This window comes from Acetivibrio sp. MSJd-27 (genome assembly GCF_018918095.1).
In the GTDB taxonomy this organism is placed as follows: Bacteria; Bacillota; Clostridia; order UMGS1840; family HGM11507; genus HGM11507.
Map to the genome: position 1 here is coordinate 1 of NZ_JAHLPV010000022.1, position 26,963 is coordinate 26,963.

Sequence of the window (26,963 nt, forward strand, 5' to 3'; positions counted from 1 at the left end):
CTTTTGCTTTGCGTGCGATTTCCTCCGGCGTTCTTTTTCTTCTTGGCATAGTAAAACCTCCAAACTCAGTATTTATTATATACCTGTTTGGAGGTTTACACAATCTTTGTAAAAGACTCTACCAAGTCGGGATTGGATTTCTCATATTATTATACCAACGAAGTACATCTTTTGCCTGATTTATCATTACTTCTACTTTTTCATCACCAAAAGGGATTGCCCAAGGAACAGATGAGAGTGTATTGCTGCTTATATATAAAGCGAGTAGATTCCAAAATTCCATTGGAACATTGTTGTCAAAATAACCATTTACCATACCTGTTGCAAATAATGGATCTGATTCTGCACACCATACGATACGATTAAATTCTTCCCACGGGTCGCCGAAATCATTTCGGTTAAAATCAATGATATATAGCTGCTTATCATTGCCTATCATCATATTTCCTATATGATAATCTCCGTGTTGATATGTGCGGGGGCGACCTTTAAGTAAATGTCGGTGATCATTGATGTAATCAATAAATGCTTGACCGTTTTCGTATTTAATTGGGCATTCATCATATTTTTTTATTTTATAATCTGCTTTACGATTGAAAAACATCTCCCAGTCCTCAATATCTTCAGGTGCTGGTATCGTATGAATCTTTTTTAATATCTTTCCCGATTTAAAACCATAGTCATACTGTTCTTTACTTGTGAGCAATGGAATATTTTCTTCTGCATCAACTCCATTAATCCAAGTTTGAATCGAATACACCCCTTCATCACAAGTGCCAAATTCCAATGGTTTGCACATAGGAACTTTGAGAGCCGAAACTTTACACATTAGGTCAAATTCGCTTTTCTTGCGGTCATATTGTTCTATCGGAGATACACGAAGCAGATATTTATTTCCGTCTTTATCGGCAACACAGTATTTCTTATCCCCGGACCAGCCTTTGTCAATGATATCTTTTGAAATAAAAGTTTTCATTTTTGCAGCTCCTTTTCAAAATTATATTGCCTATATGCTCTTCAAATTTTTTGCTTGCTGTTTGCTTTTGAATGCTATAATACGAATCTCAATTATGATTAATTTTATTATAAAAAGCAACAGATTGAGTGGGATTTTTGTGTCTGCACGGAAATAACTGATGTGAAGTATGCGAAAATAATGTCCGCAAGAGTAACGAGCATCGGATTTTGATACCAAAATCCAAATTTGCAAACTTTCACTTTGCAGCATAAAAAACGGTGCAACTTCTTTTCAAGGTAAAACCGTAACTTACCCTGCCACACCGCTTTTTATTGGTTCCATCCAATCAAACCTGTTTAATTATTGAAAAATTTATCATGAATCGCGGCGACTGCCTTTTCCGCATTCTTTTCGTCAATCAGAACCGACACCTTAATCTCGGAAGTCGCAATCATATGAATATTGATCTGCGCTTCATACAACGCTTCAAACATCTTTGCCGCAACCCCCGGATTGGAAGCCATACCGGCTCCCACGATCGAAACCTTGGATACATTATCCGCGTGTTTAATTTCCTTTGCTTCCAGATTTTCAATCTGCTCATTCAAAATCTGCAAAGCTTCCTCCACATGATCTCTCGGAACCGTGAAGGAAATATCCTTGGTTCCTTCCCGGCCGATAGACTGCAGAATAACGTCCACATTGATGTTATATTTCGCCATCAGATTGAACAGCATATATGCTTTTCCCGGTGTATCATTGATCCCCACCACCGATATCCGCGCTACATTGTTATCTCTGGTTACCCCTCTTACCAACATTTTCTCCACGTTGCCAACCTCCCTCACTTTGGTTCCTTCTATTTTCTCAAAGCTGGATTTAACCTCCAGCGCCACGTTATATTTTTTGGCCAGTTCAACCGAACGGTTGTGCAGAACATTTGCTCCCAGAGAAGCCAGTTCCAGCATCTCGTCATAGGAGATATCCTTCAGCTTTTTCGCATTCTTCACGATTCTGGGATCGGTGGTATAAACCCCGTCCACATCGGTATAGATCTCACACAAGTCCGCATTCAGTGCCGCTGCCAGAGCAACCGCCGTCGTGTCCGAGCCTCCCCGTCCGAGCGTTGTGATGTCATTGTATCGGTTAATGCCCTGAAAGCCTGCTACAATAACAATTTTTTTCTGATCCAGCTCGCTTTGCAGCCGCTGGGTGTCTATATGCTTGATTCTCGCATTCATGTTGTTCCGGTCGGTGTGCATGGCAACCTGCCATCCAGTCAATGAAATCACCGGATATCCCAGTTTTTCCAGAGCCATGGCCAAAAGTGAAATGGTGATCTGTTCGCCGACGGAGAGAAGCACATCCATCTCCCGCTTGGAATGATTGGGATTGATCTCGTTTGCCTTTTCAATCAGATCATCTGTCGTATCGCCCTGGGCGGATACCACGACGACCACCTGGTTCCCCGCATTGTATGCATCGGTGACTCTGCCGGCAACGTTGAAGATTTTCTCAGCGTCCGCAACCGAGCTGCCGCCGAATTTCTGAACAATTAAACCCATATTTACCTCCCTGGTTAATCAATAAACTTTATTTTTTTGATGGCAGAAACCTGTTTCATCTTTTCTTTCAAGTCAGCAACCGTCATTTCGCTGGTCATGATGCCGAACTCGCCCTCTTTGATTTGGAGGACTTCTGTCTCTCCAAACAAATTGCATATCCTATCCTTCTGCTCTTTATAGCTTCCCGCAATACGAACCAAAAATTTTGCCGTATTCTGATCATAGGGTACAACGAAGTCGGTGTCCACTTCCTCCCAGAAGTAATGGTTATTCCGATCCAGATTTCGGACGCAGTCGATCACGTCGGCCACAACCGCGCTGGCAGTCGGCAGTTTTCCGGCGCCGCGTCCGTAAAACATTACATCGCCGATGGCGTTTCCTTTGACTAAAATGCCGTTAAACACATCTTTGATCCCTGCAAGGGAATGGCTTGTTTTCAGCATTGTCGGTTCCACTGACGCAAACACTCTGTCGTTTTCTATCTTCGCCCGCCCAATCAGCTTGATCACGCTTCCATAGGCCTCTGCATACTTAACATCTGTCAGAGTGATGTCTGTGATACCATCCGTATTAATCTTTGTATAGTCCACCCGTTTTCCAAATACCAGGGACGACAGAATGGCAATCTTCCTGCACGCATCGTGCCCTTCCACATCAGCAGCGGGATTTTTTTCCGCATATCCCTTGTCCTGTGCATCCTTTAATGCAACCGAAAATTCTTTTCCGGACTCAAACATTTCCGTCAGAATATAGTTGGTAGTACCGTTTAAAATTCCTACAATCTCGGTGATTTCATTTGCGGCAAGGCAGCTGTTCAGCGGCCGGATAATCGGAATGCCGCCTCCCACGCTGGCCTCAAACATATAATTGATATCCTTTTCCCGGGCAATTTGAAGCAGTTCCGCTCCATAGGCCGCCACCAGCTCCTTGTTTGAGGTGACAACATGCTTTCCCTTTAAAAGAAGCCTTTTCGTAAAATCATAAGAAGGGTGCAGGCCACCCATGGTTTCCACAACCACGCTGACCTCTTCATCATTTAATATATCCTCAAAATTCTTTGTAAATAACTCATGATGTGGATCCTCTGAAAAATCCCGGATATCCAGGATATATTTTACCGTAATGGTATCCGAACATTTTTCCGCTATGGAAATTTTATTTGTCTCAAGAACTTCCAGCACGCCGGAACCGACTGTGCCGAAGCCCATAATTGCTATCTTCGCCATGTGTGTCTCCTTCCTTTAAACACCGTTTGATATGATGTCAATTTTGCTGACGCCCTCTACCTGCTGAAGCTTCTGAACCAGTTTCTCCACCGAGTATATCAATTCCTTTGTCTCGATCGTCACCGTGATGTTGGCAACGCCATTGACGGGAATATTCTGATTGATGGTCAGAATATTGGCTTTGGATTTGGCCATTACCTTCAGGATGTTGGACAGCACTCCGGACACGTCTTCCAACACCAGCAAAAATGTGATTTTCTTCCCAATCTGGGATTCATAAAACGGTTTAATCAGATCTTTATATTTATAGAATGCGCTTCTCGAAATGTCTGCAATCTTTACCGCTTCACTGATATTCTCCGCTTTTTCCGTCTCCAGGAGCCGTTTCGCGCGGATCGTTTTTAAAAGTACTTCCGGGAGCGCCGATTCCTCTACAAGATAGTAGGCTGACTTCTCTTTCATTCTGTCCACCTCACATATACAATTGTTTTTACCGAATCAGTGTATCACACTTATTTTATTACATCAAAAGCTGTTTTCCTGAAATAATCCTCATTTTCTTCTGTTTTCTTATAATTTCTCCGTTTTTCTTAATCCAGCATTCGTTTCGGCAAATTCATTTTTTTATGTAAATATAACAAAAAGTATCCGTACATTTATGGAATTTCGTTCAAATTAGCAATGTTCAAATTCCGTATTTGTGTTAATATAAATTGTGAGAGTGAAAAATACATTTGTCCATGTAGAAAGTATATTATTTTTTTGCAGAAAAGAGGAAAGACAATGAGATATGTAATTGTGCTGGGAGATGGTATGGCCGATCTGCCCTGTGACCGTCTTGGCGGAAAAACACCTTTGGAAGCTGCACAGAAACCGAATATTGACCGCGCCGCCAAATACGGCAAAATGGGCATGATGCGGACGGTCTATGAAGGTATGGCTCCCGGCAGCGACGTGGCCAACCTGTGCGTCATGGGTTACAATCCCAAAATCTATTATTCCGGCCGTTCCCCGCTGGAAGCCGCCAGTATCGGGGTTGCGCTGACCGACACGGATATCACCTACCGCGCCAATCTGGTTACCCTTTCCAGTGAATCTGTTTACGAAGAAAAGACCATGTTGGATTACAGCGCCGGTGAAATTACCACGCAGGAGGCCGCCGCACTGATCCAAACCCTGAAGCAGGAACTGGATTCTGAAACATTTCAGCTCTTCGCAGGGGTCAGCTACCGCCATCTGCTGATTCGCAAAGATAGGAAGAGAGCCGGCAGGCTGACGCCTCCTCATGATATCTCCGACCGTCCCGTCAAGGACTATCTGCCGGAGGACAGCGTGATTCTTTCCATCATGAAAAAAAGTCATGAAATATTAAAACAGCACCCTGTCAATCTGGACCGAATAAAAAGAGGGCTTCATCCAGCTGATTCTCTTTGGATTTGGGGCGAGGGAGTAAAACCGCGCCTGGACAGCTTTGAGGAAAAATATCACCTGACAGGCTCTGTGATCTCTGCGGTGGATCTGATCAAGGGAATCGGTGTTCTGACCGGTCTGAATGTGATTGAGGTTCCGGGAGCGACCGGTACCGTCCACACCAATTTTGACGGAAAGCGGAATGCCGCCATCAAGGCATTGCAGGACGGCGCCCAGTATCTTTATATTCATTTGGAGGCTGCCGACGAGAGCGGCCATCAGGGCAGTGCGGAAGACAAGGTTCGCTCCATCGAGCTGATTGATGAAAAAATTTACGGCCCCGTGCTCAGCTGTCTCAAAGAATTGAACGAGCCGTTCCGGCTGCTTGTTCTGCCGGATCATCCGACGCCGCTGAAGCTGAAAACACACACTGCCGACCCCGTTCCTTTCCTCCTTTTGAAGGATTCGGACAGCCAAATTCAGGATCCAGATGCCGTATATACGGAGACTTATGCGCAGAAAAGCGGCATTTTCCTGGACGAAGGGCATACTTTGCTCGAAAAAGTCATAAACAATGAATTGTAATAACGGATTAGACCTTTGAACATATTTGCAAAGAGGGTACACTATGAATTACGAAAAACATAAAAAATTTTTTACGGTATTCGCTTATGCCGTTATTTTCGGCGCCTTGGCCTATTTTATACTATTCCGGTACTTCAGTGTGATAGCGCCCTTTGTATTCGCCATTCTCTTTGCAATGATCATCAACCCGCTGGTAGACCTCTTTCATCAGCGGCTGAGAATAAACCGAAAATTTGCCGGAATTCTCGTCATTCTGCTGGTGTTTGGCGTGTTGGGTACCTTTTTAACAGCCTGCATCTCTGAAATTTACTCCCTCTGCAAAGGCTTCTTGACAGAATTTCTAAACAATCCCAACAGTTTTGACGCAACTGCCCAAGGACTCAACGTGATTTCAGAGCGGATCAGCAGGCTGCTGCATACGGACTTTGATTTGGTGGAAAGTGTGAAAAATATCATTATGCCTGCCGCACAGTGGGCAGTAAGCGCGGCAGGCAATATCGCCAAATCGGTGCCGCAGATTTTTGTGGCGGTTATCGTATTCATTTTGGCCTCCTTTTTCTTTGTGTCAGACCGAAAGCTGATTACGGATTTTTGTCTCAAATATTTAAAGCCAAAACATCTTCGCAGTATAGAAAGATTGAAAAAAATCGCGCGAGATTCCATTTTAGGCTATGTGAAGGCCCAGCTGGTACTAATGTCTATCACTTTCGTGGAGCTTCTGATCGGCTTTTCTATCATGAACCTGATGAAGATTGCTGATCTAAATTATATATTTCTGATTGCACTGGGAACGGCCGTCCTGGACGCGCTTCCGGTGTTTGGAACGGGGACTGTCCTGATCCCATGGACCGTCATAAAAGTGGTGGCGGGTGATTTCAATATGGCAATCGCTTTGCTGATTCAATATGTGGTGTGCATCTGTGTCCGGCAGTTCATGGAGCCGAAAATTGTCGGGGAAAGCCTTGGGCTTCATCCTCTGGTTACCCTATTTTCGATGTATATCGGCTTAAATGTAGTCGGCGTGGCAGGGATGATTCTATTCCCCATCATTGCGCTTTTTTTGGTTCGTTTGTATCAGACAGGCGCGTTTGACCATATTTTAAAAAGAGAAAAAAACAGCAAAATATAACTGCGGGCAAGATGTCCCCCGCATCTTAAGGCGGCGGGTTCCATATCCGCAATCAGCGGAAGTACAATCTCCCGCTGATCGCGGCACTGCTATGCAGTGCCCTTGTCCTCGTTGAATGACGGAGCAAGCCCTTATTGAACTTCTATATCCCCTGCATGCCCTGTTCGCCCGCCATTCCTTAAGCTTCGCCTTGCCGGCAAGCGGAAAGTTATTTTTGGGGTTGCTTCCAGGATATTTGGAGCGACCCTTTTTTCAAAAAAATAAACACCGTGATACAGCTTGCTCAGCAGCTGTGTCACGGTGTTTTATTTTTTATAATCTAAAATTCTTACTTTTTATTGTAAGAATAGTATCTTTTATTAAAGATAGCTGATTCTATTACTCTTTATCTCACTTTTTCTCTTGTATTAAATCACAAAATATCTTCTTTTGTCAAATTTATATATGATTATAAGATAATTTCTATACGATTAAATATGAATATAGATAGGTTCCATCGGAAAAATCAACATTATATAATTTATAATAAGGTACGATTTGGAGTGCATTATTATGAGTTATTTTGAGAATAAATATGGTCGGCGTGAAAAAGTTTATAGACGGAGCTATTATATTGACAATATACTACTTACTCAATTAGAAGATTTGAGTAAAATTTATCGTGCGAAAATTCCTGATTTCATTAATGATAGTGTAGAGGAGTTAATTAAAACAGAAAACATTGAATTATATGACAAGGCTGAAGGTGAGTTATCCATAAAATATACTTTATTAGTTCGGAAAAGCAATTTGAAAGGATTAGAGGATTTGAATAAGCGATATGGTATCAGTTTATCTAAACTTGTGAATATTGCAATACGTAATCTTTTAAATAGTCAAAAACATCTAATCACCAACTAATAACCCATAATTTTATATATTTGTGTATCTGTGTGGCATCACGCCAATAAAAACAAAGGAGAAAGAATATCCAATGAGAAAGCAAGGATCCCCCCTTATGCGCATAACCCAAAGAACACCGGACGGAAAAAAATATATCCCTGATGATCCTATAAAGTTTGATGTTGCCAAACATACAATCGACAAAATAAATCCCATCCCTTTTATACCAAATGAGACGGTCAACCAGAAGGTTATGGCCGCAGAATTTATTGTCACCGAGTTATATCTGGAGTGCCTTACCCATCTGATAAACAGCGGCAAAGTGTATGATATTGAGCAATTTCGGCAGGATTTTCTGTCATTGGTTGAAAAGGAGGGGATGAAATCCAAACTGGAAATACTTATAACAGAATTATTTTAGGCAGGGATAGGTGCGGGCATATCTTGAAAGTATCTGTGAATTTCAATTAATATCAATTTTCTTAAATGAAATATAAAAATACAGAAAATGGAGAAGAGCAATTATGGCGGCGAGCAGGAAAACCATAAAAAAATTACAAGAAGAATTAGACGCCTTGCTGGAGCATGGCGAGGACACTCTTTCGCCCGAGGTTCTGCGTATCGGTCAAAAATTAGACAAAGCTATTTTCACGTTTACGCAGTCCAGGGCAAATAAGAAAAAGAAAATGGAAATTTGAATCAAAAATGATAATTTTAGAAAAAGCGCATAAACTCTCCTGATTACGAAAATCAGAATTGCAGATAATAGCTATGGATTCTATTTCATTATCGTTTAAAACTTTGGAAAGTGAAATCCGATATGCCTCATTCCAAATCGGAAAAGACATATCGCATTCCACTCTGAAAGGGGTACTTTTAAATGAGCAGAAAAAGCAAAATGAGTGAAGCGTTAAAATATGAAATTGCAAAGGAATTGGGTGTTTTTGATACGGTTTCGCAGGATGGCGGATGGGGCAATGTCTCCTCCCGGGACTGCGGAAATATCGTGACCAAAGCCATTGAAATTGCGGAAAGAAGCCTTGGCTCTCAGCAAATGAAATAGGATCCTGCAAAACAAAAATGAGCTGTCCCGCCATTCGGTGAGACAGCTCATTGCTATATCTATCGGAAAGCTTATTTCTGATAAACGATTCTGCCTTCCACCATAGTCATTTTCACATCAATATCGGAATCAAAGAGCACCAGATCCGCATCCTTATGCATTGCGATACTGCCTTTTTTCTGATCCATTTTAATGATGCGCGCCGGCGTAAGGGTCATCATTTTGACCGCGTCGGTCAGCGGAACCTCCGCCAGATTGACCATTGTCCGGACAAGCCGGTCGGCGGTGCATACACTTCCCGCAAAAGCGCTGAAATCATTTAAGAAAGCCACGCCGTCTTTGACGGTTACCTTCTGCCCGTCTTTCAGGCTGCCGAGGATGCTTTCCCCTTCCGGCATACCGGCGCCGCGCATTGCGTCTGTGCACAATGCGGTGCGGTCGGCACCCTTGGATTTGTACACAAGCTGCAAAAGTCCTTTCGGCAAATGGCAGCCATCCGCGATAATCTCCACCGTCATCCCGTCGATCAGATAGGCGCTCTCAATCACCCCCAGAGAGCGGTAGCCGTTGTTGCGCACGATAGTGGACATGGCACAGTACATATGCGTGATATGGTTGAATCCATTCTCGTAAGCCAGAATACAATCATGCTCATTGGCGCCGGAATGCCCGATGGAAGCACAAATCCCCTTCTCCTTCAGGAAAGAACCAAATTCATCCGAGCCCGGCAGTTCCGGAGCCGCGCTCCAGCGGATGATGTTTCCCTTGGACCATTCATAGATCTCTTCATACTCTGCCCGGCTTGGGCTTTTGATATAGCGAGGATCCTGCGCGCCCGCATATTGCGGCGCAAAATACGGTCCCTCCAAATGAAGCCCCAGCATTTTGGCGCCGTCATTCTCCACATCCTTGACTTCCTCAAATACCCGAAAGGTATTCTTTAGCTCCTCATTTGTGCTGGTGAGGGTGGTTGGAAGAAGCGCGGTCGTTCCGAATTTCGCATGCATTTTTGCAGTCTGCAGATAGGCCTCTTTCGTTCCATCCATAAAATCATGGCCGCCGCCCCCGTGAACATGAATATCAATGAAGCCGGGCGCCAGATACGTTCCGCCTGCATTTATCATTTCTCCGTCAAAGCCGTCTTTGCGGAAACCGGTTCCCACCTCGGCGATTTTTCCGTTGTCCACCATCACATATCCGTTATGGAGAATACGCTCCGGCGTGATGACCTCAGCGTTATAAAATACTCTTTTCATGCGCCTTCCGCCTTTCTAATACGCAATCCCCAGTTTATCCAGCAATGCATTCCATTTGATCAGGCATTCTTCCGTCGCCTCGTAGCCGTACATGGAAAATGCCGATCCCTTCGGCAATGCCAATAATTCCTCGGAGATTTCATGCTTCGGACGGTAATGGGTTTCCATCACACAATAACCGTCATATCCCGCTTCTATCAAAGCCTTGAACTGCCCCTCAAAGTCGACCTGCCCTTCCCCAAAGGGCACGCCCTCAATGGTTCCGTCGGCTTTCTTCGCCGCGTCCTTGATGTGCATATGGACAAAATGATCTTTTATGATGTCATAGCCGTCCGGGAAGGGAATCTCGCCGTCCGGTTCATAGATATCATTTCCGGGATCCCACAGACCCTTTACCCTAGGGCTGTTGATCGCCTTGAGCACCCGTGTCAGCGTCCTGGCGTTGGTAGCAAATACGCTGGGATCGAACTCCAAAAGAATATAAATATCATTCTCCTCCGCAATCCGGATCGGTTCCTGATAGCGCTCTACAATCTTATCAATATAGTCGGAAAGCTCTCCTTTCTTCCAGAAGGTAAAACCACGGATATACTTTGTGCCGAGCTGTTTTGCGAGGTTGATACATTTGTACAGGATGTCAATGTTTGCGCGGACCTCTTCCTCGCTGTCTATATCACATTTGTAGAAAGGCGCTGATATTCCGCAGCACTCCAGTCCATACTCATTCATGGTTTCCTTGATTTTTTGAATGTCCGCTTCCTCCAGCTCATGGGGACCTTTTTCCCACACCGAACGAATTTCCAGACCAGTCAAACCGTATTTTTTCGCCAAGGATGCCGCTTCCACAATATCCTGAGAAATTTCGTCTGTGATGACACCTCTTTTAAACATTATTTTCCTCCTTTAAAGAAAGCCGCCGACTTTTGGCCGGCGGCCGATTCCTGTTCTCTTTTTATGGGTAAGCATTAGAGAGTCGAACCCTATTTCACCTCGTCCAGTGCAACCTCTTTCCCTTCATCCAATGATTTCTGGATTGCATTTAACATGTAAACCGGCTGAACCAGATCGTCAAAAGATAAAGGCATTTTCCCGGTATGCAGCATTTCAACCCATTTCTCAAAGCCCAGACGATAGATGATAGAAATGTCCAGTTCCATGGTGACGCTCTTCTCGGAACCGTAAGCGGTCAGGATGTAACTGTTGCTGTTTCCGTTGAAGTTTAAGGAAACCTGTTTGTCCGCATATTTTGCAATCACACAGATATTTTTCGGCTCAATTGCAGTGGCATAAACACTTTTTACATCATACCCAAAAACGGACAGACACATCTCGCACAGGTGGGAACCATAGAAGAACAATCCGCCGTACTCGCTTTCCAGATCGCCGGGGAAATTCATCGCGCCCCCGGTCACCTTGCCCAGGGAACCGCTCTGCACCTTGTTCTGCAGCGCCAGAATTTCATAGTTGTATTTCAGTGTGGAGCCGCCGGTGATCAACGTGTTATGCTTTTCGACTGCTGCACGGAGTTTATTGATGTCATCCACCGAGACTGCCACCGGTTTGTCAATCCAGACGGGATAGCCCGCTTCAATGAAGGGCAGAATAGCCGGCACATGGTATGCGCCTCTCCGGTAGACCACCATAACCGCGTCTACTTTTCCGATAAAATCCTCCGGTTTTTCCGCAATGAAATCAATTTTTCCCTGCTCTGCAACATCCTTTGTGTGCTGCGGAGCGTCATCGTTTCCGTATATCGCCGCAATCCTTACATCCGGATAGCGGTACTCCCCGTTCTCCATCGGCAGGTTGCACAACTTTGCAAACGCCAGTGCGTGGGAATTGTCAGAACCTAAAATACCAATACGAATCATATGTATATTCCTCCTAAAACATGATTTAAGGCCATGTGAAAAACACACAGCCCTATTTTATGTAATTTTTACAGTGTAATTTCTCTCTTCTCATCCGAAGACTGGTAAATGGCAAGAATCAGGTCAACCGCTTTTCTTGCTTCTCTCGGCGTAACAGCAGGCTTTCTGTCGTTGATGATTGCGTCCGCCATATCTCCTAATGGAACCACATGGGAAGTTCCCGGCAATTTGGTAGGATCGTCTTTCATTTTAAAGACAGGCGCTTGAATTTCGGGAGCCTGTTCGTCGCTACCTTCGATGGACCATTGCAGGATGCCCTTATCGCTGACGATCATAGAACCCTTTTCACAGTGAATTTCTATCCGGGTATCCTGTGCGGGATAAACGGACGTGGTTCCCTCAATGTTGCCCAATGCTCCGTTTTTGAATTTCAAGGATGCAATTGCAGTATCCTCCACCTCAATATCTCTGACCTGTGTTGCGCACCGTGCAAATACGCTCTCCACATCCCCAGCCATCCAGGTCAAAAGATCAATGCCGTGTACACCCTGGTTCATCAGCGCGCCGCCGCCGTCCAGTTCCCAGGTCGCACGCCAGTCGCCGCTGTTATAGTACTCCTGGCTTCTGAAATATTTTAAGTAAGCGTCCGCCAGAATCACTTTGCCAAATCTGCCGCTGTCGATGGCTTCCTTGACTGCTAAAAATTTGGGGTCGCAGCGTCTCTGGAACACACATCCCATTTTTACACCGCTCTTCTCCACAAATTCGATCACGTCATCCATTTTTTCTTTTGTGATCTCCATCGGCTTTTCACAGAGAATATGTTTCCCGGCCGCAGCCGCATCCTTACACATCTGCCCATGCATACCGGAAGGCGTACAGATGGAAACACATTCAATTTCAGGATCCTTGAGCATTTCCTTATAATCGGTATAAATCTTTTTCGCACCGTATTCTTCTGCTTTCGCCTTTGCCTTTTCCTCAATAATATCGCACACTGCATATAACTGCGCATTGTCTACAACGCCCAAAGCATCACAATGCAATTTGGAGATAACGCCGCAGCCGATAATCCCCCATTTTACTACTCTACCCACTTCATTCAACTTCCTTTCGTCTCAGTTTATTGATTAAATTCATCCAGTTTGATTTCTTTTCCTGTTCTTGCCGACTCATAAATAGCAAGAATGATATTCACACTTTTCATTGCCTCTTCGCCGGTTATCAGTGGATCGCGATCATCCAGCACAGCCCTCGCCATGTCCTCCACCTGAAGGATATGCCCCACGTTGTTGGTATTATACTGGCAATTCAGACCTCCCATGCTTCCGGAGACATCCGGCTGATCCACCTTGTTATCCTTGATCTTCCAATGGTAGAAGCCTTCGTCACCAAACATAATGCTGCCCTCAGATCCATTCACCTGAAAAATGGTGTCCAACCCGGGATAAGCCGTCGTCGCGCCTTCAATGACGCCCAACGCGCCGTTTTTAAACCGCACGCTGATAACTGCCGTGTCTTCCACCTTGATGTCCCAGACCAGTTTTTCACAGTGTGCGTAAACACTTTCAATGCCGCCCATCATCCAGTTGATCAGGTCAATACCGTGAATCCCCTGGTTCATGAGGGCACCTCCGCCGTCCAACTCCCAGGTTCCGCGCCAGTCCCCGCTGTCATAATACGCCTGATCGCGGTAATATTTTAGATAGGCGTCGCCCATTGTGACTCTGCCCAGAGTGCCGTTCTCGATGGCTTTTTTTGTCTCCTGCGCCGCCATAAAGGAACGCCGCTGAAAAATAGCCCCCAGCTTAACGCCGTTATCCTTACATGTCTGTATCATGGTTTTCATTTTTTCCTTGGTGACATCCAAAGGTTTTTCGCACAAGACATTGACCTTATGACCGGCAACCTTAATCGCTACCTCTGCATGTCTCCCGCTTGGCACCAGCACACAGCAGACATCCACCTTTTCGTTGTTCAGCATATCGTCAATATCGGTATACCATTTTTCAAGTCCTTGTTCCTCCGCAACCTTCTTCGCCTTTTCCTCGACGATATCGCAGACTGCCACCAGCTTCGCGGACGGTGCGTTCTTAATTGCGTCCAGATGGTTTACCGCTATCCTGCCGCAGCCGATTAGGGCAAACCTTGCCTGTTTCTCCATTTCTGTTTTCCCCCCGCCTTTCATTGCTTCCTGTAATCAAAACCGTTTCCGCATTTCACACGTTGTTTCCTGGTTTTGGTTCTATTATACTATAAATTTGAGAGAGTAGTTTTATTATCTTGCATTTTTTTTGGACTTTTCTATATTTTTATTTCATAAGAGCGTATAGTGCTGAGCAACTGTGCCATAATTTCATGCACAATTGCAAAGAATCTCCGGTAAAAACCATATTGTGTTCAACTCTTTAATGAGTATATCACATCTGCTGAAAAACATCAATTTCGATATTTGCATTTTCTTTTCAAAAAAATAAAATTTCATTTGTTTCGATCTTTTTTCTATCTCTCCGTTGTATGACTGATAAAAATTTGTTATAATTGAAATAATAAAGTTAATCGTTTTATTCCGGATAAAATGAATGAAGCAGGAGGGTTTTATGGCGAAAGTATTGAATTTCGGTTCCCTGAATCTGGATATTGTATACAGCCTTGACCATATCGTTCGGGAGGGGGAGACCATTTCTTCCTCCCATGTGGAGCGATACTGCGGCGGCAAGGGATTGAATCAGTCAGTGGCTCTGAAAAAAGCTGGTGCAGATCTCTATCATGCAGGTGCTATCGGAAAAGAGGATGGAATTATCCTAAAGAATACGCTGAGAGAACTGGGCGCAGATACCCGCTTTATTAAAGAATACAATCAAAAAAGCGGACATGCGGTTATCCAGGTTTCAAAGCGAGGGGAGAACTGTATCATCCTATATCCTGGCACAAATCATTCCATTCAAAGAAAGGATATGGATGAAACGCTCTCTTATTTTGAAGCGGGGGATTTTCTTGTCCTGCAAAACGAAATCAATGATATGCAATATTTGATGGAACAGGCGTATCAGAAAGGATTGCGCATGGTTCTCAATCCATCCCCCATGGATGAAAAGATTCCGACCTATCCCCTTGATTATGTTGAATTTTTTATTTTGAATGAAATTGAAGCTCGGGATATTCTGAAAAAAGAGTCTCAGTTATCCGAAGGACTGATTGCACGGTTTCCGGATTCCAAAATTGTTTTGACCTTAGGGAAAAAAGGCGTTGTTTACCGGGATAAGAACTGCTCTTACTCCAATTGTGCCTATCCGGTCGAAGCGGTGGATACGACTGCGGCAGGGGATACTTTTACCGGATATTTTATCGCGTCCATTGCCGCCGGGAAGGCTGTCCCTTCCGCCCTGAATCTTGCGTCGGTCGCAGCGTCCATCGCGGTTTCCCGAAAAGGTGCGGCTTCCTCTATCCCGTCTTTACAGGAAGTTCTGTCCTCGCCTTACCTGAAAGGAGAAAGGAGCCGCGATGAATATCTTTGATATGATCGGTCCTATTATGGTAGGCAGCTCCAGCTCCCATACGGCTGGAGCTGCACGAGCCGGCTATGTGGCCCGCATGCTGCTGGGAGAGGAGCCAGTCAAAGCGGTTGTCACTTTAAGCGGATCCTTTGCCCAAACTTATCAGGGGCACGGCACCGATCGTGCCATTATAGGCGGTATTCTTGGTTTTTCGCCAAGCGATCTCAGAATCCGGAACAGTTTTGAAGAAGCGAAAAGGAATCATCTTTCCTATACCTTTCAGATGGAAGAGTTGGAGAATACTGCCCCCAATACTGCCAAAATTGAATTGCAGGGAGTAAACGGCGCCGTGATCAGTACCATCATCTCCTCTGTGGGGGGCGGCGTCGTTCAAGTCGTCCGGATCAACGATGCAGATGTCAAATTTTCAGCAGAGTATCCAACCACCGTGGTCTTCAACGATGATAAACCGGGAATTGTTGCAAAAGTTTCAGAGTATTTTGCCTCCCATCACATCAATATCGCTTTTATGCGGCTGTTTCGCCGGGAAGAAGGCCAAGAGGCCATTATGGTGATCGAATCGGACCAAAAAGTAGGGAAAGAAATATTAGAATCATTAAGACAGAGTGAACACATCAACAAGGTCATCGCGATTGAACCGTTTTAAGGAGTAAGTATGAAAGAATTCAATTCTATCCGCGAACTGGTGACACAAGCAGAAGCCCATCATTGCCCAATCTCTCGCATTGTCATAGACAATCAAATGAACTATCTTAAAAAAACGGAGGACGAGCTTCACCTGCAAATGGATGAGCATTTGCAGGTAATGTGGGAGGCCTATCAAAACGGGTATCAGGAAATGAAATCTCCCAGCGGACTGTCCGGTGGCATGGCAAAAAAATATCATCAAAGCACTGTCAGCGGCAAGCTGTTATCTCCTCTGACCAAAGAGGCTATCACCATCGCCCTGTCCATATCGGAATACAACGCCTGTATGGGAAGGATTGTGGCGGCTCCGACTGCCGGCTCTTGCGGTATCCTTCCCGCTGTCCTTTTCTCGGTATCAAACACGTTTCAGTTGGAACGAAAAAAGACGTTAGACGCCCTGTTTCACAGTGCGGGTGTCTGTATGGTCATTGCAAAAAATGCAAGCATTTCCGGCGCGGAGGGCGGGTGTCAGGCTGAGTGCGGCAGCGCCGCTGCAGCCGCTGCTTCCGCCGCGGTTGAACTGATGGGCGGCACTCCTGAAATGAGCGCCCACGCCTGTGCCTTGGCATTAAAGTTTGTGATGGGGTTGGTCTGTGATCCGGTCGCCGGATTGGTGGAGGTGCCCTGCGTCAAACGAAACGCCTCCGGAGCTGTCAATGCACTGACGGCAGCGGAACTGGCTTTATCAGGAATCGAAAGTGCTATCCCGGTGGACGAGGTGATTGAGGCGATGAAAAACGTGGGAACAATGATGCCCTGTGCCCTAAAAGAAACAGCGCAGGGGGGCTTGGCGGCGACAAAAACCGCCAGGAAAATTTCGGAAAGAGTTCATGGAAGGTAAGCTTTTAAAAATTACATTGCAAAAGGCATGTCCATCGAAAAACCGGACGGACATGCCTTTTTCCTTTGACTATAACAAACCAAGTTTTACGGCACTTCTCATTTTATTTATTTGATTTTTTATCAATCTTCACCGAAACATAATTATATTTTAATTCTTCGACGATATCATTCAGCTCTCCGCCAAGCACAAGTAAAATTCCCACCAGATAGAGCCAGAGCATCAGCACGATAATCGCTCCCAAGGAGCCGTAAATCAGAGAGTAGCGCCCAAAATGATTGATGTAAAAGGAAAATCCCAAAGTCAGGATGATCCATCCCACCACGGAAAAGACGGTTCCCGGCAGAACATTTCTCCACTTCATTTTGCGGTTTGGAACAAAGTAGTACATAAATGCCAGCATAACAAACAAATCGAGCAGTACGATCACCCATCGCAGATTATCCAAAACGGCCAAAGGGATCAAAAGAAATTCAAAACGTGCGGACAACCAAACCATCATGTTCTTGCCGATCGTAAGCAGCAGAAGGGAAAGAATAATAGTAACCCCGATTCCAAATGTCAAAATAACCGATAGAAAAAAATCACCGATAAAGCCCCGCGGTTTATCAACACGATAAGCCTTGTTAATGGCGTAGTTTAAAGATCGGATCGCACGGGAGGCGGAAAACAGCGTGACGATAAGACCGATCGACAGCAGACTCACATGCTGATTCTCGGAAATATATTGGATATAGGTGTTAATCACACCGATGATCTCCTGCGGCAAAAAGGATGACAGTGTATCCACAATCTCGGCTTCCGAAAAATTAAATGAACCGACCAGAGCATTCAAAAAAATAGCAAACGGAAAGACGGACAGCAGGAAAAAGTAAGCCAGCTGCCCTCCGGTCTGTGAAATATTATGACAGAGAAACCGTCCGATTAGGCTTTTTATGACATATATAAGCTTATTGTCCGTTTCTTTGATCTCCAAAAAGCGCGAAAAATCCATTTACATCCCCATTTCTTCCTCATCTCCTCCTTAGGATACACCATTTTTGTGCATTTTACAAGGGAATTTGAAATTTGCAGCCTTTCCATTTATCTCACAAGAAAAAAACAAATTCCCTATGGAAAAATAGAATTCAGAGAAAGACTATTTAAAATGCAGTTTGCAATTTCGACTTTGGAGATTCCGTACAAAAAAGAAAAGCAGGACAGCTATACTGCCCTGCTTTTCTTTTTTGTACAACCAAATATGAATTCCAGCCTTAATAGAATTCTTTTGATAAGATTATTCTACCATAAAATTCTTACGCTTTTTGCATTATTAACCGCAAAAACTGTACGATTTTACAATTCTTTTTCAATAAAATACTTTGTCCGTTATCCCTTGACCGTGAGCCGTTTTTCTTCTTCTCTTTTGATTTCATCATAAAATTTTGCCAGCGCTGTCATATAGTACGGTCCCACATAGATAAGAGCCAAGCCCAAAGTGGCAACCACCAGCAGAAACCATCCAATAAAGGAAAGCTGCAGCTTAAACAGCCGAAACCGGTTTCCATTCATCAGGCGGAAGCTTTTGGATATTGCCGTCCATGGCTGCATATCCTCATCGTCCGAAAAAATAAAATTTGTCATGGCAGTGCTGTAAAAAAAGAAAATGCCGGGAATGATAAAAACCATGAGCCCAATCCCTATCATCATCGTCTTTAAAAAGAACAGAATCCAAACCCGGATAAAATTGAAAAAGCCGTCAAACAACACCGAAAAAGCTGGTCTCTGCATCCTCGCAAAAACAAGATATACTCTGTACACACCAAACAGCATCAGCGGAACAAACACAGCGTTAAAAATAGTGTATAGTACTTTGAATATATTCTGTGTCGGAGAAAGGGTCACTTCCACGCCTCTGGCGATGTCTGCCAGTGGAAGAAGGCCAACAGCAATCGCATTTACAGCCGCTGTCAGAAACAGAAATACAAGATAAGGCCATATTGCATGTCTGCCAAATGCTTTTCTTGTTTCCTTGGCATCTTTCATCAGTTCAAAGGATGTCATTTATTCAGCCTCCCGTTTTTTCTTTTTAAACGAGATTCCCTCCGTGATAGAGTACTTGATATATTTCGCCTTGGACAGCGCCAATAAGATAGGGGTTGCAACCGCAAAATCCAATGCGTGGTGAACGACCGTTCCAAAGAACACCAGCCATGTGCTGGCCTGAGCGGCTCCGCCGTTTGAAATCGTCCAATACATGAAACCGAGTGCCACGATCGACTCTGCAATGGCATGAATCAGCATCGTCGCGCCGATAACCACAAGATAATTCATCTTTTTACGAAGCATATAGGCCCCAATCAATCCAAAAATCAAATGGGTAGCCGCTCTCGCCATAACAACAGGCCCCAATGGTAAAAATCCGAAAATATTTCCGATAGTCGCCAAGACAACTGCATACGGACTGATAAACATAGCGATGAACACCGGAATATGAGCTCCCAGAGTCATGCTGAACGGCGGAATGACCACCTTGAAAGAATACATCGGAATAACAACTGCCATTGCAACCAGCAAAGCGACAATTGTATACTCCCTCACCTTCGCGCTTTTCATAAAAATTCCTCTCTTTCCTAAATAAATCGTGCTTTTTATTTCATAATTATTTGAAGTTGATATACCGCTTTTAACGATATCATCGGTCATAAATTTCGGTTGTCCGGACTTGTTCCGGATGGGAAACTTTTAAATAGCCGTATTTTATACCTTGTGCATATTATACCACAAAATAAAGGCTTGTCAATTGATTAACAATACAATTGACAAGCCTTTCCGAAGTTTTTTATAGAGATTTAATACAAATTCAGCGGAAGATATCATTCAGCAGGTTTTGAATTTCCTCCTTTTTTTTTCCTGTCTGTTCATGATCAATAAAAATCCGGACAATGTCCCCTTCCGCCACCGCAGCCGGAAGCAAAGCCAAATCCACCGTCAAAATAGTGCCATCCTCCGCCTCCAGAGAAGCCTTATTTTCTTCTATCCCGTCTACAATAAATTTTCTTTCCATTACCGAATTCCCCTCTTAAATGTTAGAAAGCTGTATATGGATTTCCTATTTTTCTGTTGCAACCGTCAGGTTTGTTCCATCCGTATGAATGATAATATCTCCGTTTTTATCTGTTCTATACACTTCAGCATTTTTCAGTGTCTCCAAGGTCTCCTGATGGGGATGTCCATACTCATTATCCTTTCCGCAGGAAATAACCGCAATGCGCGGATTCACTTTGGCGATAAACTTTTCGGAGGAGGAGGTTCTGCTTCCATGATGTCCGACCTTCAGTACATCCGAGCGGATTTCATAGTTCAGCATCTCATTTTCCGAAAGCTTTTCCGCATCTCCGGCAAACAAAAACGTTGTATTCCCATAAGCGATATGAAGTACCGCACTGTAATTATTCAGGCTTTCATACTTCTCATCCTTTTTCGGTGCGACCAGCTGTATCTTACAACGGTCGGTTTCGTGCAGGACAACACCTGACTCTGCTTTGACGGCTGGAATCTCTTTTTCTTTTATTTTTTTCAGCAAATTCTCATAGGTTTTCGATGTATGCACGACCGAGGGGAAAACCACTGTTCCGATCTCAGCGCTGTCAATAATGTCTTCCATTCCGCCGATATGATCCGCATGGGGATGCGTGGCAATCAAATAGTCAATTTTTCGGATTCCTTTTCTTTTCAGCGCCCTGATAATATTACCGCTCTGATCCTTCGTCCCCGCGTCAATAACAATATTTGTGCCGTCCTCCATGCGAATGATTTCACAGTCCGCATTTCCTACATCCAGATAGGTGATTTCCATCCCGGAAAGCGGTTCTGCCTTCTGTGTGGTAAACTGGCACCCTGTCAAAAGCAAAAGCATTGCTAGAAGCAATATAAAACATTTCTTCATTCCGCGTCTCCCTCAATTCTCAATAATAGGTTACTGTGACCCGTTTTCCTAATGCTTCCATTATAGACACCAACTCGTCCAGCAGACGAAGTTTGATGCTCAAATCCACTGGGAGATTTGGATTCTGATGGGCAGGATTGATTGCCTTTCCCACAAATAGATGTAGCATGGTGCAATCTTCAATCAGAAGCTTTGCCAAAAGCGCCGCACCGTTTTTCTGATCCAGTGTTTTCAGATATCCATAATCAATATCATGCTTCATGTATTCCTTTAATATCTCAACTGTCTTGGAGATGGTCAGCACGCCCTCCGTAACCAGATCAATTCCGTCAATATAAGCAATCGGCGGAATATCGGGGTCGACATATTCCAAACTGGTGGCAATCTGTTTGCCGGTAACCCGGCTGACGATATTGGCACTGGTTCCGCCGCATACCACTTTTTTTGCCTGTACATCCTCCAAAAAGTCACAGACGAGCCTTTGATCCTTGTCCGCTTCCTTCGGCGGGCCGGAAAAGAGGTTGACCACCTTATGTGCCAGAACCTTTGCTACCAGCACGGTGGTGTCATCCCCCGGCTGTCCCATATACAGGTTGTCACATACACTGGACAGGGATGCACAGATACGGGAAGCAGACATCTCCGGCTTTGCCTCCGCCTGCAGGAAATTAGCCGCATTCTGCCATTCCCATCCCAGATTCAGTGTTTGACCTACCCCTGCATGAATCACACCATCACTGAAAATGGCAAACACATCACCGGGAAGTACATCAAAATGGCATTCTCTCACCTGCTTGCCCCAGATTTCCTTTTCCTCTATCGGCAGCTCCAGCAGCTGCCCATCCCGGATAAATACACAAGAGGGGCTGTCGAACTCTACCAGATGCGCATGGCGCTCATTGTCGATCTCCAGAATACTGAAGGTGGAATAGGCCAGTTTGCGCACCTTGCACACCGGGAGAGTGTTGACGATGGTTTCCACTACCTCCTCCAGCTCCGCACCGTTTTTGAGCATTGTTCCGATAATCTTTGAGGTCAGAGTGGCCAAAATATTTGCCTTTACCCCACTGCCCAGCCCATCTGCCAAAACCAGAATAATGGATCGGTCGGTGCGGATAATTTCCACTTTATCCCCACATAGCTCCTCGTTTTTTTTATTTAAGCTTTTGTAATAGGCATCGACATGGATACTCATTTTTCTTCCTCTCCGTCATAAATGATGGTCTTCTTCAGTTTGGTAAGGGTTACCTTGGTTTCCGCAGTGGTTTCTCCGAGCAGGGATGCAATCTCCTGCGCCACCATCATCTGCTTGTCAATTACCTTTTGGGCCATCTCCATCGTGTCCATCTTCAGCTTGTAAGCCTTTTGCTCTCTGGCCTCCTCCTGGGTGATGTCCTGAAGAAATCCAATGATAACCTGGTGCTTCGGAACATAAATGATGTCCTGCGATGTTTTCAGTCCAAATTCCGGATAATCCGCTTTCAGATCGGTCACATCTTGTTTTGACAGCAGCACCTTTCTGAAGTTCTCATCGTCAATAATATCGGAAAGTTCCCGGTTCAGCGCATCCTTTCTGGTCAGATGAAAAGCAGATTCTGCCGCGTGATTGAACTCCACAATCTTCATGTCCTGATTCACGGCGATGATAATATTGGGCGTATAGGCCAGCACCACGTTGGAAAGGGATTGGGTCATCTCATTCATGTAGGGCATACACATGGAAAGCTGTGCCTTGTTCTGGAATACCGCTATCGCTTTATCCCGGCAGGAGGGGTACCCGCATGATCCGCAGTTCAGTTCCTGCTCCTCCGTCTCCTTTCCGATGCGCTTCAGAATGCCCCGGATCGTTGCCTCATCCGGAATCGGTTCCTTCGCTCTTCTGTCTACAAACTGTTTCTGCATGCCAACCTGATGACGAAATACCGGATATGCTGAGGTGTCAGCAGTGGAATACCTTTTAATCTTCTGCTGTGCACCGAAAAATTCATAGGGTTCCCCGTTGACAGCCGGTCCGTTGATACATCCCTCCGGGCAGGCGTTGATCTCGATGAATGTTTTGTGCAGTTTATTGTTTTTTAACGCTTCGAATACAAGCTTAACCTGTTCGATGCCGCTGATCGTTATCGTCTGGTATCCATTGAGTCCGCCTTTGCTCAGCAGGCTTTTGATAATCCCGGCAGAGATCGGATAGCGCCGCGCTACCTTCGGATCCGTACCTGAAAACGAATCCGCCTCAAGAGTTGAAGGAAAAATTCCTTTTTCCAGCATCCAGGAGGAAAGCTCCTCAAAGGTTAAAACCGCATCCACGGCATCGTCATGCCGAATATCAGCCGCCTCGGCTTTTTTTGAAATACACGGACCGATAAATACAACCTTGATTTCCCTGCCGTACTTCTCCTTTAACATCTTACCGTGGGCAATCATAGGGGAAACCACCGGCGCCATGTAGGGCAGAACCTCACAATAGTATTTTTCCGCAAGGGCATTGACAGTAGGGCAGCACGTTGTCACAATATTATCCATCTGCCCTTTAACAAGCAATTTGTAGTATTCATCGGTTACCATGACCGCGCCCTGCGCAGTCTCACAGACATCGTAAAATCCAAGCTTTTTCAGCGCGTTCACCATCTGTCCCGGCTCTTTGCATTCAAAGGAGCCCAGGAAGGACGGAGCAAGGGAAACAAAAACCTTTTTTTCCTCCCGCAAAAAGGATTTCACCAGTTCCAGATCGCTGTACAGGACCTTTGCATTCTGAGGACAGGCCTCCAGGCAGCGACCGCAGAGAATACACTCTTCCTCAATAATTTCCGCCTGCTCATTGTGTACCCGGATGGATTTCACCGGACAAACCCGGACGCATTTATAGCAATTCATGCAGTTGGCTTTCTTTAAACCAATGACGCTCATTTTTTCATTCCTCCTAAAATGTGCTCTGAAAAAAAGCGCTCCGCTTCCTCCGGCTGAAGGGAATAAAGCTGTTCGTCCAGCTTTACGCCGACACCGTTGACGCATTGTCCCATGCAGAAAGAGCCCCGGAGCTCAACCTTCCCGTCCAGAGCGTTTTCTCCGATTTTCTTTTGAAAGACATCAATGATTTGTTTTGAACCTTTCAGATGGCAGGAACTGCCCACACAAACCGTTACGACCATATCAATTCTCCTTCTTCCATCCCTCTTTTTTCTTCTTTTCAAAGATTTTTCTCTTTGGCTGCTATATTTTTATCATACAAGAAAACGCTTGAAATTTCAACTTATAAATATTGAAACAAAGCCTCTTTCGCACACAATTGAGCAAATTGGGATCAATTTTGCTTCTTTACTTTTTCCCCGATTATTAATATAATAAAATTGTCATTATCATAAAATAAGGAGGATTTCCGATGATGAAAAAAATCGTGGCTTTCACCGTGATTCTATGTCTCTGCATCTCATCTTTGACAGGAATATCAGCTGTGGCACAGAGCAACGAAAAAAACTATTTACCCCCTGTTGATCTGGGTGAATTTATCGAGACCTGCCAGCCGCTTGACTCAGTAGTGGAAGAGATAGACGGCGTGGACTATCTGTTCTCGTCCTCCACCGGTTCCCCTGCTGTCTTCAATATCTATAATCTAGATGCACAGCAGTATATCAAATCTTATGAGCTGACAGACTCCAGCTCTCCCTGGATCCATGTAAAGGATTCCAAAGGAAAAATATACATTGCGGCCGACGCCTATGTTTACAGCTACGATCCCTATTCCGATCAGTTTGAATCCCTCGGAAAATGTCTATCGACAGAATCCGCCACCTTTGTTATGACCATCGATGAAAACGACAATCTGTATATCGGCACCTATCCCAGCGCCAAGATCGTCAAATACGATTCCGTCCAAAAAGAATTTATCGATTTAGGGACTGTGGAGAAGGGAGCAAATTATGTTCGCTCTATCGCTTATCATAACGGTTACCTCTATTGCGGCACCTTCGGAAACGGCGCGCCGAAATTCATTCGTATGAATCCAAATAATCCGGAAGAAAAAAAAGAATTTCCCGTTCCGGCAAATGACAGTTACTATGACGTGAATGAGATGATATGGATTTACACCATGAACACGCTGGGAGATTACATTGTGATCTACGCATCGGCGGAAGGCATCACACCAATGCTGGTGTTTGACACAAATACGGAACGGTTCATTGATATTGATTTTGAAGAATATTACCGCGGTCTTTACACCACGCCTGAACTGAACGGCAAGGCATACTGCATCACCCTTGATAAGATGTATGAAATCGACATAACGAACGGATTCCAGATTACCGATTTTGATTTTCCCATTCCCTATAAAACCTCTTTCCGCGGAGGTGGATGGATTACCGTAGAAGACGATCCCGATTTTCCGGGCAAATCTTACTGCACCGTTGACACTGGAGACGGCAGTCCCACCATTTATAATATGCAGACAAAAAAATATAAAAAGCTTACGGATCACGGTCAAAAAGGCGGAAAAATCAACCTGCAAGCTATTGAAAAAGGTCCGGGAGACGAAATCTATCTTGGCGGATATATGGGACATCAGGGTGCGGCTTACAATGTGAAAACCGGGAGTACCGTCACTTTCCCGATCGGTCAAACTGAAGGAATGGTGGAGTATAACGGAAAAATGTATTTCGGTATCTATCCAAAGGCGTGGCTCTATGAATACGATCCGTCCCTGCCCGTGGATTCCAAAACCAATCCGAAAGCGTTGGCACAGATAGAGGAAAGCCAGGATCGCCCCTTTGCTCTGACAGCGGCCGACGGAAAAATATTTATAGGCACTGTTCCCGATTACGGACAGTTGGGAGGTGCTCTCAGCATTTATGATCTTGCTTCGGGAAAAATGACGACTGTGCGCAATCTCGTGCAAAATCAGAGCATCATAAGCCTGGCAGTGAAGGATGGCATGCTGTACGGATCCACCTCCGCATACGGCGGACTCGCCTCCACACCCAGTGAGAAGCAGGCAAAGCTGTTCGTCTATGACTATAAAACCAATGAGAAAGTGAAAGAGGTTACGGTTGACATTCCCGGCGTGTCAAATCCGCTGTGCATCGGCGGCATCTCTTTTGACGAAAGCGGTCTTTTGTGGTGCGTGTCGGGCAAAACCTTATTCGCCGTTGACCTCGACACACAAAAAGTTGTAAAAAGCAAAGTTTTTGAAGAGTTCAGCTATAATCCATCCTCACATCAATGGCGCCCAACTTATATCCGCTGGGCTTCGGACGGCCTGCTCTATACAAACATCAACGGCATAAAAGCGGTGGACACCGAAACCATGAATGCAATCGATCTGCAGTCTCTGACGGGGAATGCAGCTTTATTTACGATCGGTACCGACGGAAATCTGTATTATAATTCCGGTTCACACCTGAAAATGATTCCGGTTTCCTCTGTTGCAATGGACAACAGCAATCTGACGGAAATCCGCACTTATTTTACAGAAAATATCGGTCTGTTCGTGGATAATCCCCTGGCTATGGCGAAAGGAGAACCCCAGAGCATCGATCCGGCGAACAGTGATGTCAAACCAATTGTACAAAATGATAGAACCCTAGTTCCCGTTCGCTTTATCGCGGAGACCTTGGGCGCCGATGCAGCTTGGGATGATTCCACGCAGACAGCAACACTGACAAAGGGCGATTCTGTCGTGAATGTGACGCTAAATCAAAAGGAAATGCTGGTAAACGGCGAAAGAGTTTCTCTGGACGTTCCGGCGCAGACCGTGAACGATCGTACTCTCCTGCCACTGCGCGCTGTCTCGGATGCCTTTTCCAAGCAGGTCTACTGGGAGCCCTCCGGAAGCGGTCTAATCATTATCTCCGATGAACCGGTGACTATCGACAGAGATATGACGCAAAGAATGATCGCATACTTCCGTTTCTATATCAAATCTGACAAAAAAGAAACTGGTTTTTCGGCAAAATAATTAAATTGTTTAGCGGAAGAACACTAAAAGCACAGCAAAAATATTCCTTAACAGAAGCAATCGGTTCCGAAAGAACCTATTGTTCTGCCGGCTT

27 protein-coding genes are annotated in these 26,963 nt (G+C 44.9%); 10 read left to right on the forward strand and 17 right to left on the reverse strand.

The features are described from left to right. Window positions 1-118: 118 nt before the first annotated feature. From KQI32_RS08375 to KQI32_RS08390, 4 genes are all read right to left on the reverse strand, one after another. A complete protein-coding gene (locus KQI32_RS08375; protein WP_216424675.1) occupies window positions 119-976 on the reverse strand; it encodes an aminoglycoside phosphotransferase family protein in 858 nt (285 codons plus the stop codon). Window positions 977-1,314: 338 nt separating this feature from the next. Then, window positions 1,315-2,523 (reverse strand): aspartate kinase, encoded by a 1,209-nt coding sequence (locus tag KQI32_RS08380; protein ID WP_216424676.1) that lies wholly within the window; start codon window positions 2,521-2,523, stop codon window positions 1,315-1,317. 14 nt (window positions 2,524-2,537) lie between these two features. After that, the gene (locus tag KQI32_RS08385) at window positions 2,538-3,749 is read right to left on the reverse strand and encodes a homoserine dehydrogenase (RefSeq protein ID WP_216424677.1); all 1,212 of its coding nucleotides are present in this window, start codon (window positions 3,747-3,749) and stop codon (window positions 2,538-2,540) included. A gap of 15 nt (window positions 3,750-3,764) precedes the next feature. Beyond that, window positions 3,765-4,211: an ACT domain-containing protein gene (locus KQI32_RS08390; protein WP_177690205.1), complete on the reverse strand. Its 447-nt coding sequence runs from the start codon at window positions 4,209-4,211 to the stop codon at window positions 3,765-3,767. Window positions 4,212-4,532: 321 nt separating this feature from the next. Here KQI32_RS08390 and KQI32_RS08395 point away from each other — a divergent pair, with 321 nt between their 5' ends. The 6 genes from KQI32_RS08395 (at window position 4,533) to KQI32_RS08420 (ending at window position 8,818) form a co-directional block, all read left to right on the forward strand. Continuing rightward, on the forward strand, window positions 4,533-5,744 hold the full coding sequence (locus tag KQI32_RS08395) for a cofactor-independent phosphoglycerate mutase (protein WP_216424678.1): 1,212 nt from the start codon (window positions 4,533-4,535) through the stop codon (window positions 5,742-5,744). A 43-nt stretch (window positions 5,745-5,787) separates the two neighbouring features. Beyond that, window positions 5,788-6,873, forward strand: a complete 1,086-nt coding sequence (ytvI, locus tag KQI32_RS08400; protein WP_177690209.1) for a sporulation integral membrane protein YtvI — start codon at window positions 5,788-5,790, stop codon at window positions 6,871-6,873. A gap of 552 nt (window positions 6,874-7,425) precedes the next feature. Further along, entirely contained in the window at window positions 7,426-7,773 is a 348-nt protein-coding gene (locus tag KQI32_RS08405; protein WP_177690211.1) for a hypothetical protein, read from the forward strand. A gap of 73 nt (window positions 7,774-7,846) precedes the next feature. Continuing rightward, window positions 7,847-8,176: a hypothetical protein gene (locus tag KQI32_RS08410; RefSeq protein ID WP_177690214.1), complete on the forward strand. Its 330-nt coding sequence runs from the start codon at window positions 7,847-7,849 to the stop codon at window positions 8,174-8,176. Window positions 8,177-8,279: 103 nt separating this feature from the next. Further along, window positions 8,280-8,453, forward strand: coding sequence for a Spo0E family sporulation regulatory protein-aspartic acid phosphatase (locus KQI32_RS08415; protein ID WP_177690216.1), 174 nt, complete (start codon window positions 8,280-8,282; stop codon window positions 8,451-8,453). A gap of 182 nt (window positions 8,454-8,635) precedes the next feature. After that, window positions 8,636-8,818: an alpha/beta-type small acid-soluble spore protein gene (locus KQI32_RS08420; protein ID WP_177690218.1), complete on the forward strand. Its 183-nt coding sequence runs from the start codon at window positions 8,636-8,638 to the stop codon at window positions 8,816-8,818. Window positions 8,819-8,889: 71 nt separating this feature from the next. On the opposite strand, the gene nagA is transcribed toward KQI32_RS08420, so the two are convergent. The 5 genes from nagA to KQI32_RS08445 all read right to left on the reverse strand — a co-directional run bounded on the left by nagA (window position 8,890) and on the right by KQI32_RS08445 (window position 14,109). After that, the gene (gene nagA / locus KQI32_RS08425; protein WP_216424679.1) at window positions 8,890-10,074 is read right to left on the reverse strand and encodes an N-acetylglucosamine-6-phosphate deacetylase; all 1,185 of its coding nucleotides are present in this window, start codon (window positions 10,072-10,074) and stop codon (window positions 8,890-8,892) included. 15 nt (window positions 10,075-10,089) lie between these two features. Next, complete coding sequence (locus KQI32_RS08430; RefSeq protein WP_216424680.1) at window positions 10,090-10,965, reverse strand: sugar phosphate isomerase/epimerase; 876 nt, start codon at window positions 10,963-10,965, stop codon at window positions 10,090-10,092. 89 nt (window positions 10,966-11,054) lie between these two features. Further along, the gene (locus tag KQI32_RS08435; RefSeq protein WP_216424681.1) at window positions 11,055-11,945 is read right to left on the reverse strand and encodes a Gfo/Idh/MocA family protein; all 891 of its coding nucleotides are present in this window, start codon (window positions 11,943-11,945) and stop codon (window positions 11,055-11,057) included. A 68-nt stretch (window positions 11,946-12,013) separates the two neighbouring features. After that, window positions 12,014-13,042 carry a Gfo/Idh/MocA family protein gene (locus tag KQI32_RS08440; protein ID WP_216424682.1) on the reverse strand — a complete coding sequence of 343 codons (1,029 nt, stop codon included), beginning with the start codon at window positions 13,040-13,042 and terminating at the stop codon, window positions 12,014-12,016. A 26-nt stretch (window positions 13,043-13,068) separates the two neighbouring features. Continuing rightward, window positions 13,069-14,109, reverse strand: coding sequence for a Gfo/Idh/MocA family protein (locus tag KQI32_RS08445; protein ID WP_216424683.1), 1,041 nt, complete (start codon window positions 14,107-14,109; stop codon window positions 13,069-13,071). Window positions 14,110-14,545: 436 nt separating this feature from the next. On the opposite strand from KQI32_RS08445, the gene KQI32_RS08450 reads away from it, so the two are divergent. The 3 genes from KQI32_RS08450 to sdaAA are packed head-to-tail and all read left to right on the forward strand — an operon-like array spanning window position 14,546 to window position 16,991. Further along, window positions 14,546-15,463 (forward strand): ribokinase, encoded by a 918-nt coding sequence (locus KQI32_RS08450; protein ID WP_253291126.1) that lies wholly within the window; start codon window positions 14,546-14,548, stop codon window positions 15,461-15,463. Beyond that, on the forward strand, window positions 15,450-16,109 hold the full coding sequence (gene sdaAB / locus KQI32_RS08455) for an L-serine ammonia-lyase, iron-sulfur-dependent subunit beta (protein ID WP_216424685.1): 660 nt from the start codon (window positions 15,450-15,452) through the stop codon (window positions 16,107-16,109). Before KQI32_RS08450 ends, sdaAB begins: the two co-directional genes overlap by 14 nt. A gap of 9 nt (window positions 16,110-16,118) precedes the next feature. After that, on the forward strand, window positions 16,119-16,991 hold the full coding sequence (gene sdaAA / locus KQI32_RS08460) for an L-serine ammonia-lyase, iron-sulfur-dependent, subunit alpha (RefSeq protein ID WP_216424686.1): 873 nt from the start codon (window positions 16,119-16,121) through the stop codon (window positions 16,989-16,991). A gap of 103 nt (window positions 16,992-17,094) precedes the next feature. Here sdaAA and KQI32_RS08465 read toward each other — a convergent pair whose 3' ends face one another. The 8 genes from KQI32_RS08465 to KQI32_RS08500 all read right to left on the reverse strand — a co-directional run bounded on the left by KQI32_RS08465 (window position 17,095) and on the right by KQI32_RS08500 (window position 24,110). After that, on the reverse strand, window positions 17,095-17,985 hold the full coding sequence (locus KQI32_RS08465; protein WP_177689941.1) for a YihY/virulence factor BrkB family protein: 891 nt from the start codon (window positions 17,983-17,985) through the stop codon (window positions 17,095-17,097). A 374-nt stretch (window positions 17,986-18,359) separates the two neighbouring features. Beyond that, the gene (locus KQI32_RS08470) at window positions 18,360-19,034 is read right to left on the reverse strand and encodes a DUF975 family protein (protein ID WP_216424687.1); all 675 of its coding nucleotides are present in this window, start codon (window positions 19,032-19,034) and stop codon (window positions 18,360-18,362) included. After that, on the reverse strand, window positions 19,035-19,586 hold the full coding sequence (locus KQI32_RS08475) for an ECF transporter S component (RefSeq protein WP_216424688.1): 552 nt from the start codon (window positions 19,584-19,586) through the stop codon (window positions 19,035-19,037). 247 nt (window positions 19,587-19,833) lie between these two features. Beyond that, window positions 19,834-20,037 (reverse strand): DUF3006 domain-containing protein, encoded by a 204-nt coding sequence (locus KQI32_RS08480; protein WP_177689935.1) that lies wholly within the window; start codon window positions 20,035-20,037, stop codon window positions 19,834-19,836. 45 nt (window positions 20,038-20,082) lie between these two features. After that, a complete protein-coding gene (locus KQI32_RS08485) occupies window positions 20,083-20,919 on the reverse strand; it encodes a ComEC/Rec2 family competence protein (RefSeq protein ID WP_216424689.1) in 837 nt (278 codons plus the stop codon). Between the two features lie 19 nt (window positions 20,920-20,938). After that, window positions 20,939-22,114 (reverse strand): PP2C family protein-serine/threonine phosphatase, encoded by a 1,176-nt coding sequence (locus KQI32_RS08490; protein ID WP_177689931.1) that lies wholly within the window; start codon window positions 22,112-22,114, stop codon window positions 20,939-20,941. Next, on the reverse strand, window positions 22,111-23,826 hold the full coding sequence (locus tag KQI32_RS08495) for a [Fe-Fe] hydrogenase large subunit C-terminal domain-containing protein (protein ID WP_216424690.1): 1,716 nt from the start codon (window positions 23,824-23,826) through the stop codon (window positions 22,111-22,113). The genes KQI32_RS08490 and KQI32_RS08495 overlap by 4 nt, the downstream gene beginning before the upstream one ends. Continuing rightward, window positions 23,823-24,110 (reverse strand): (2Fe-2S) ferredoxin domain-containing protein, encoded by a 288-nt coding sequence (locus KQI32_RS08500; RefSeq protein ID WP_374197068.1) that lies wholly within the window; start codon window positions 24,108-24,110, stop codon window positions 23,823-23,825. The genes KQI32_RS08495 and KQI32_RS08500 overlap by 4 nt, the downstream gene beginning before the upstream one ends. Window positions 24,111-24,298: 188 nt before the next feature. Between KQI32_RS08500 and KQI32_RS08505 the strand changes: the two genes are divergently transcribed. Then, window positions 24,299-26,869 carry a copper amine oxidase N-terminal domain-containing protein gene (locus KQI32_RS08505; RefSeq protein ID WP_216424691.1) on the forward strand — a complete coding sequence of 857 codons (2,571 nt, stop codon included), beginning with the start codon at window positions 24,299-24,301 and terminating at the stop codon, window positions 26,867-26,869. Window positions 26,870-26,963: the final 94 nt, after the last annotated feature.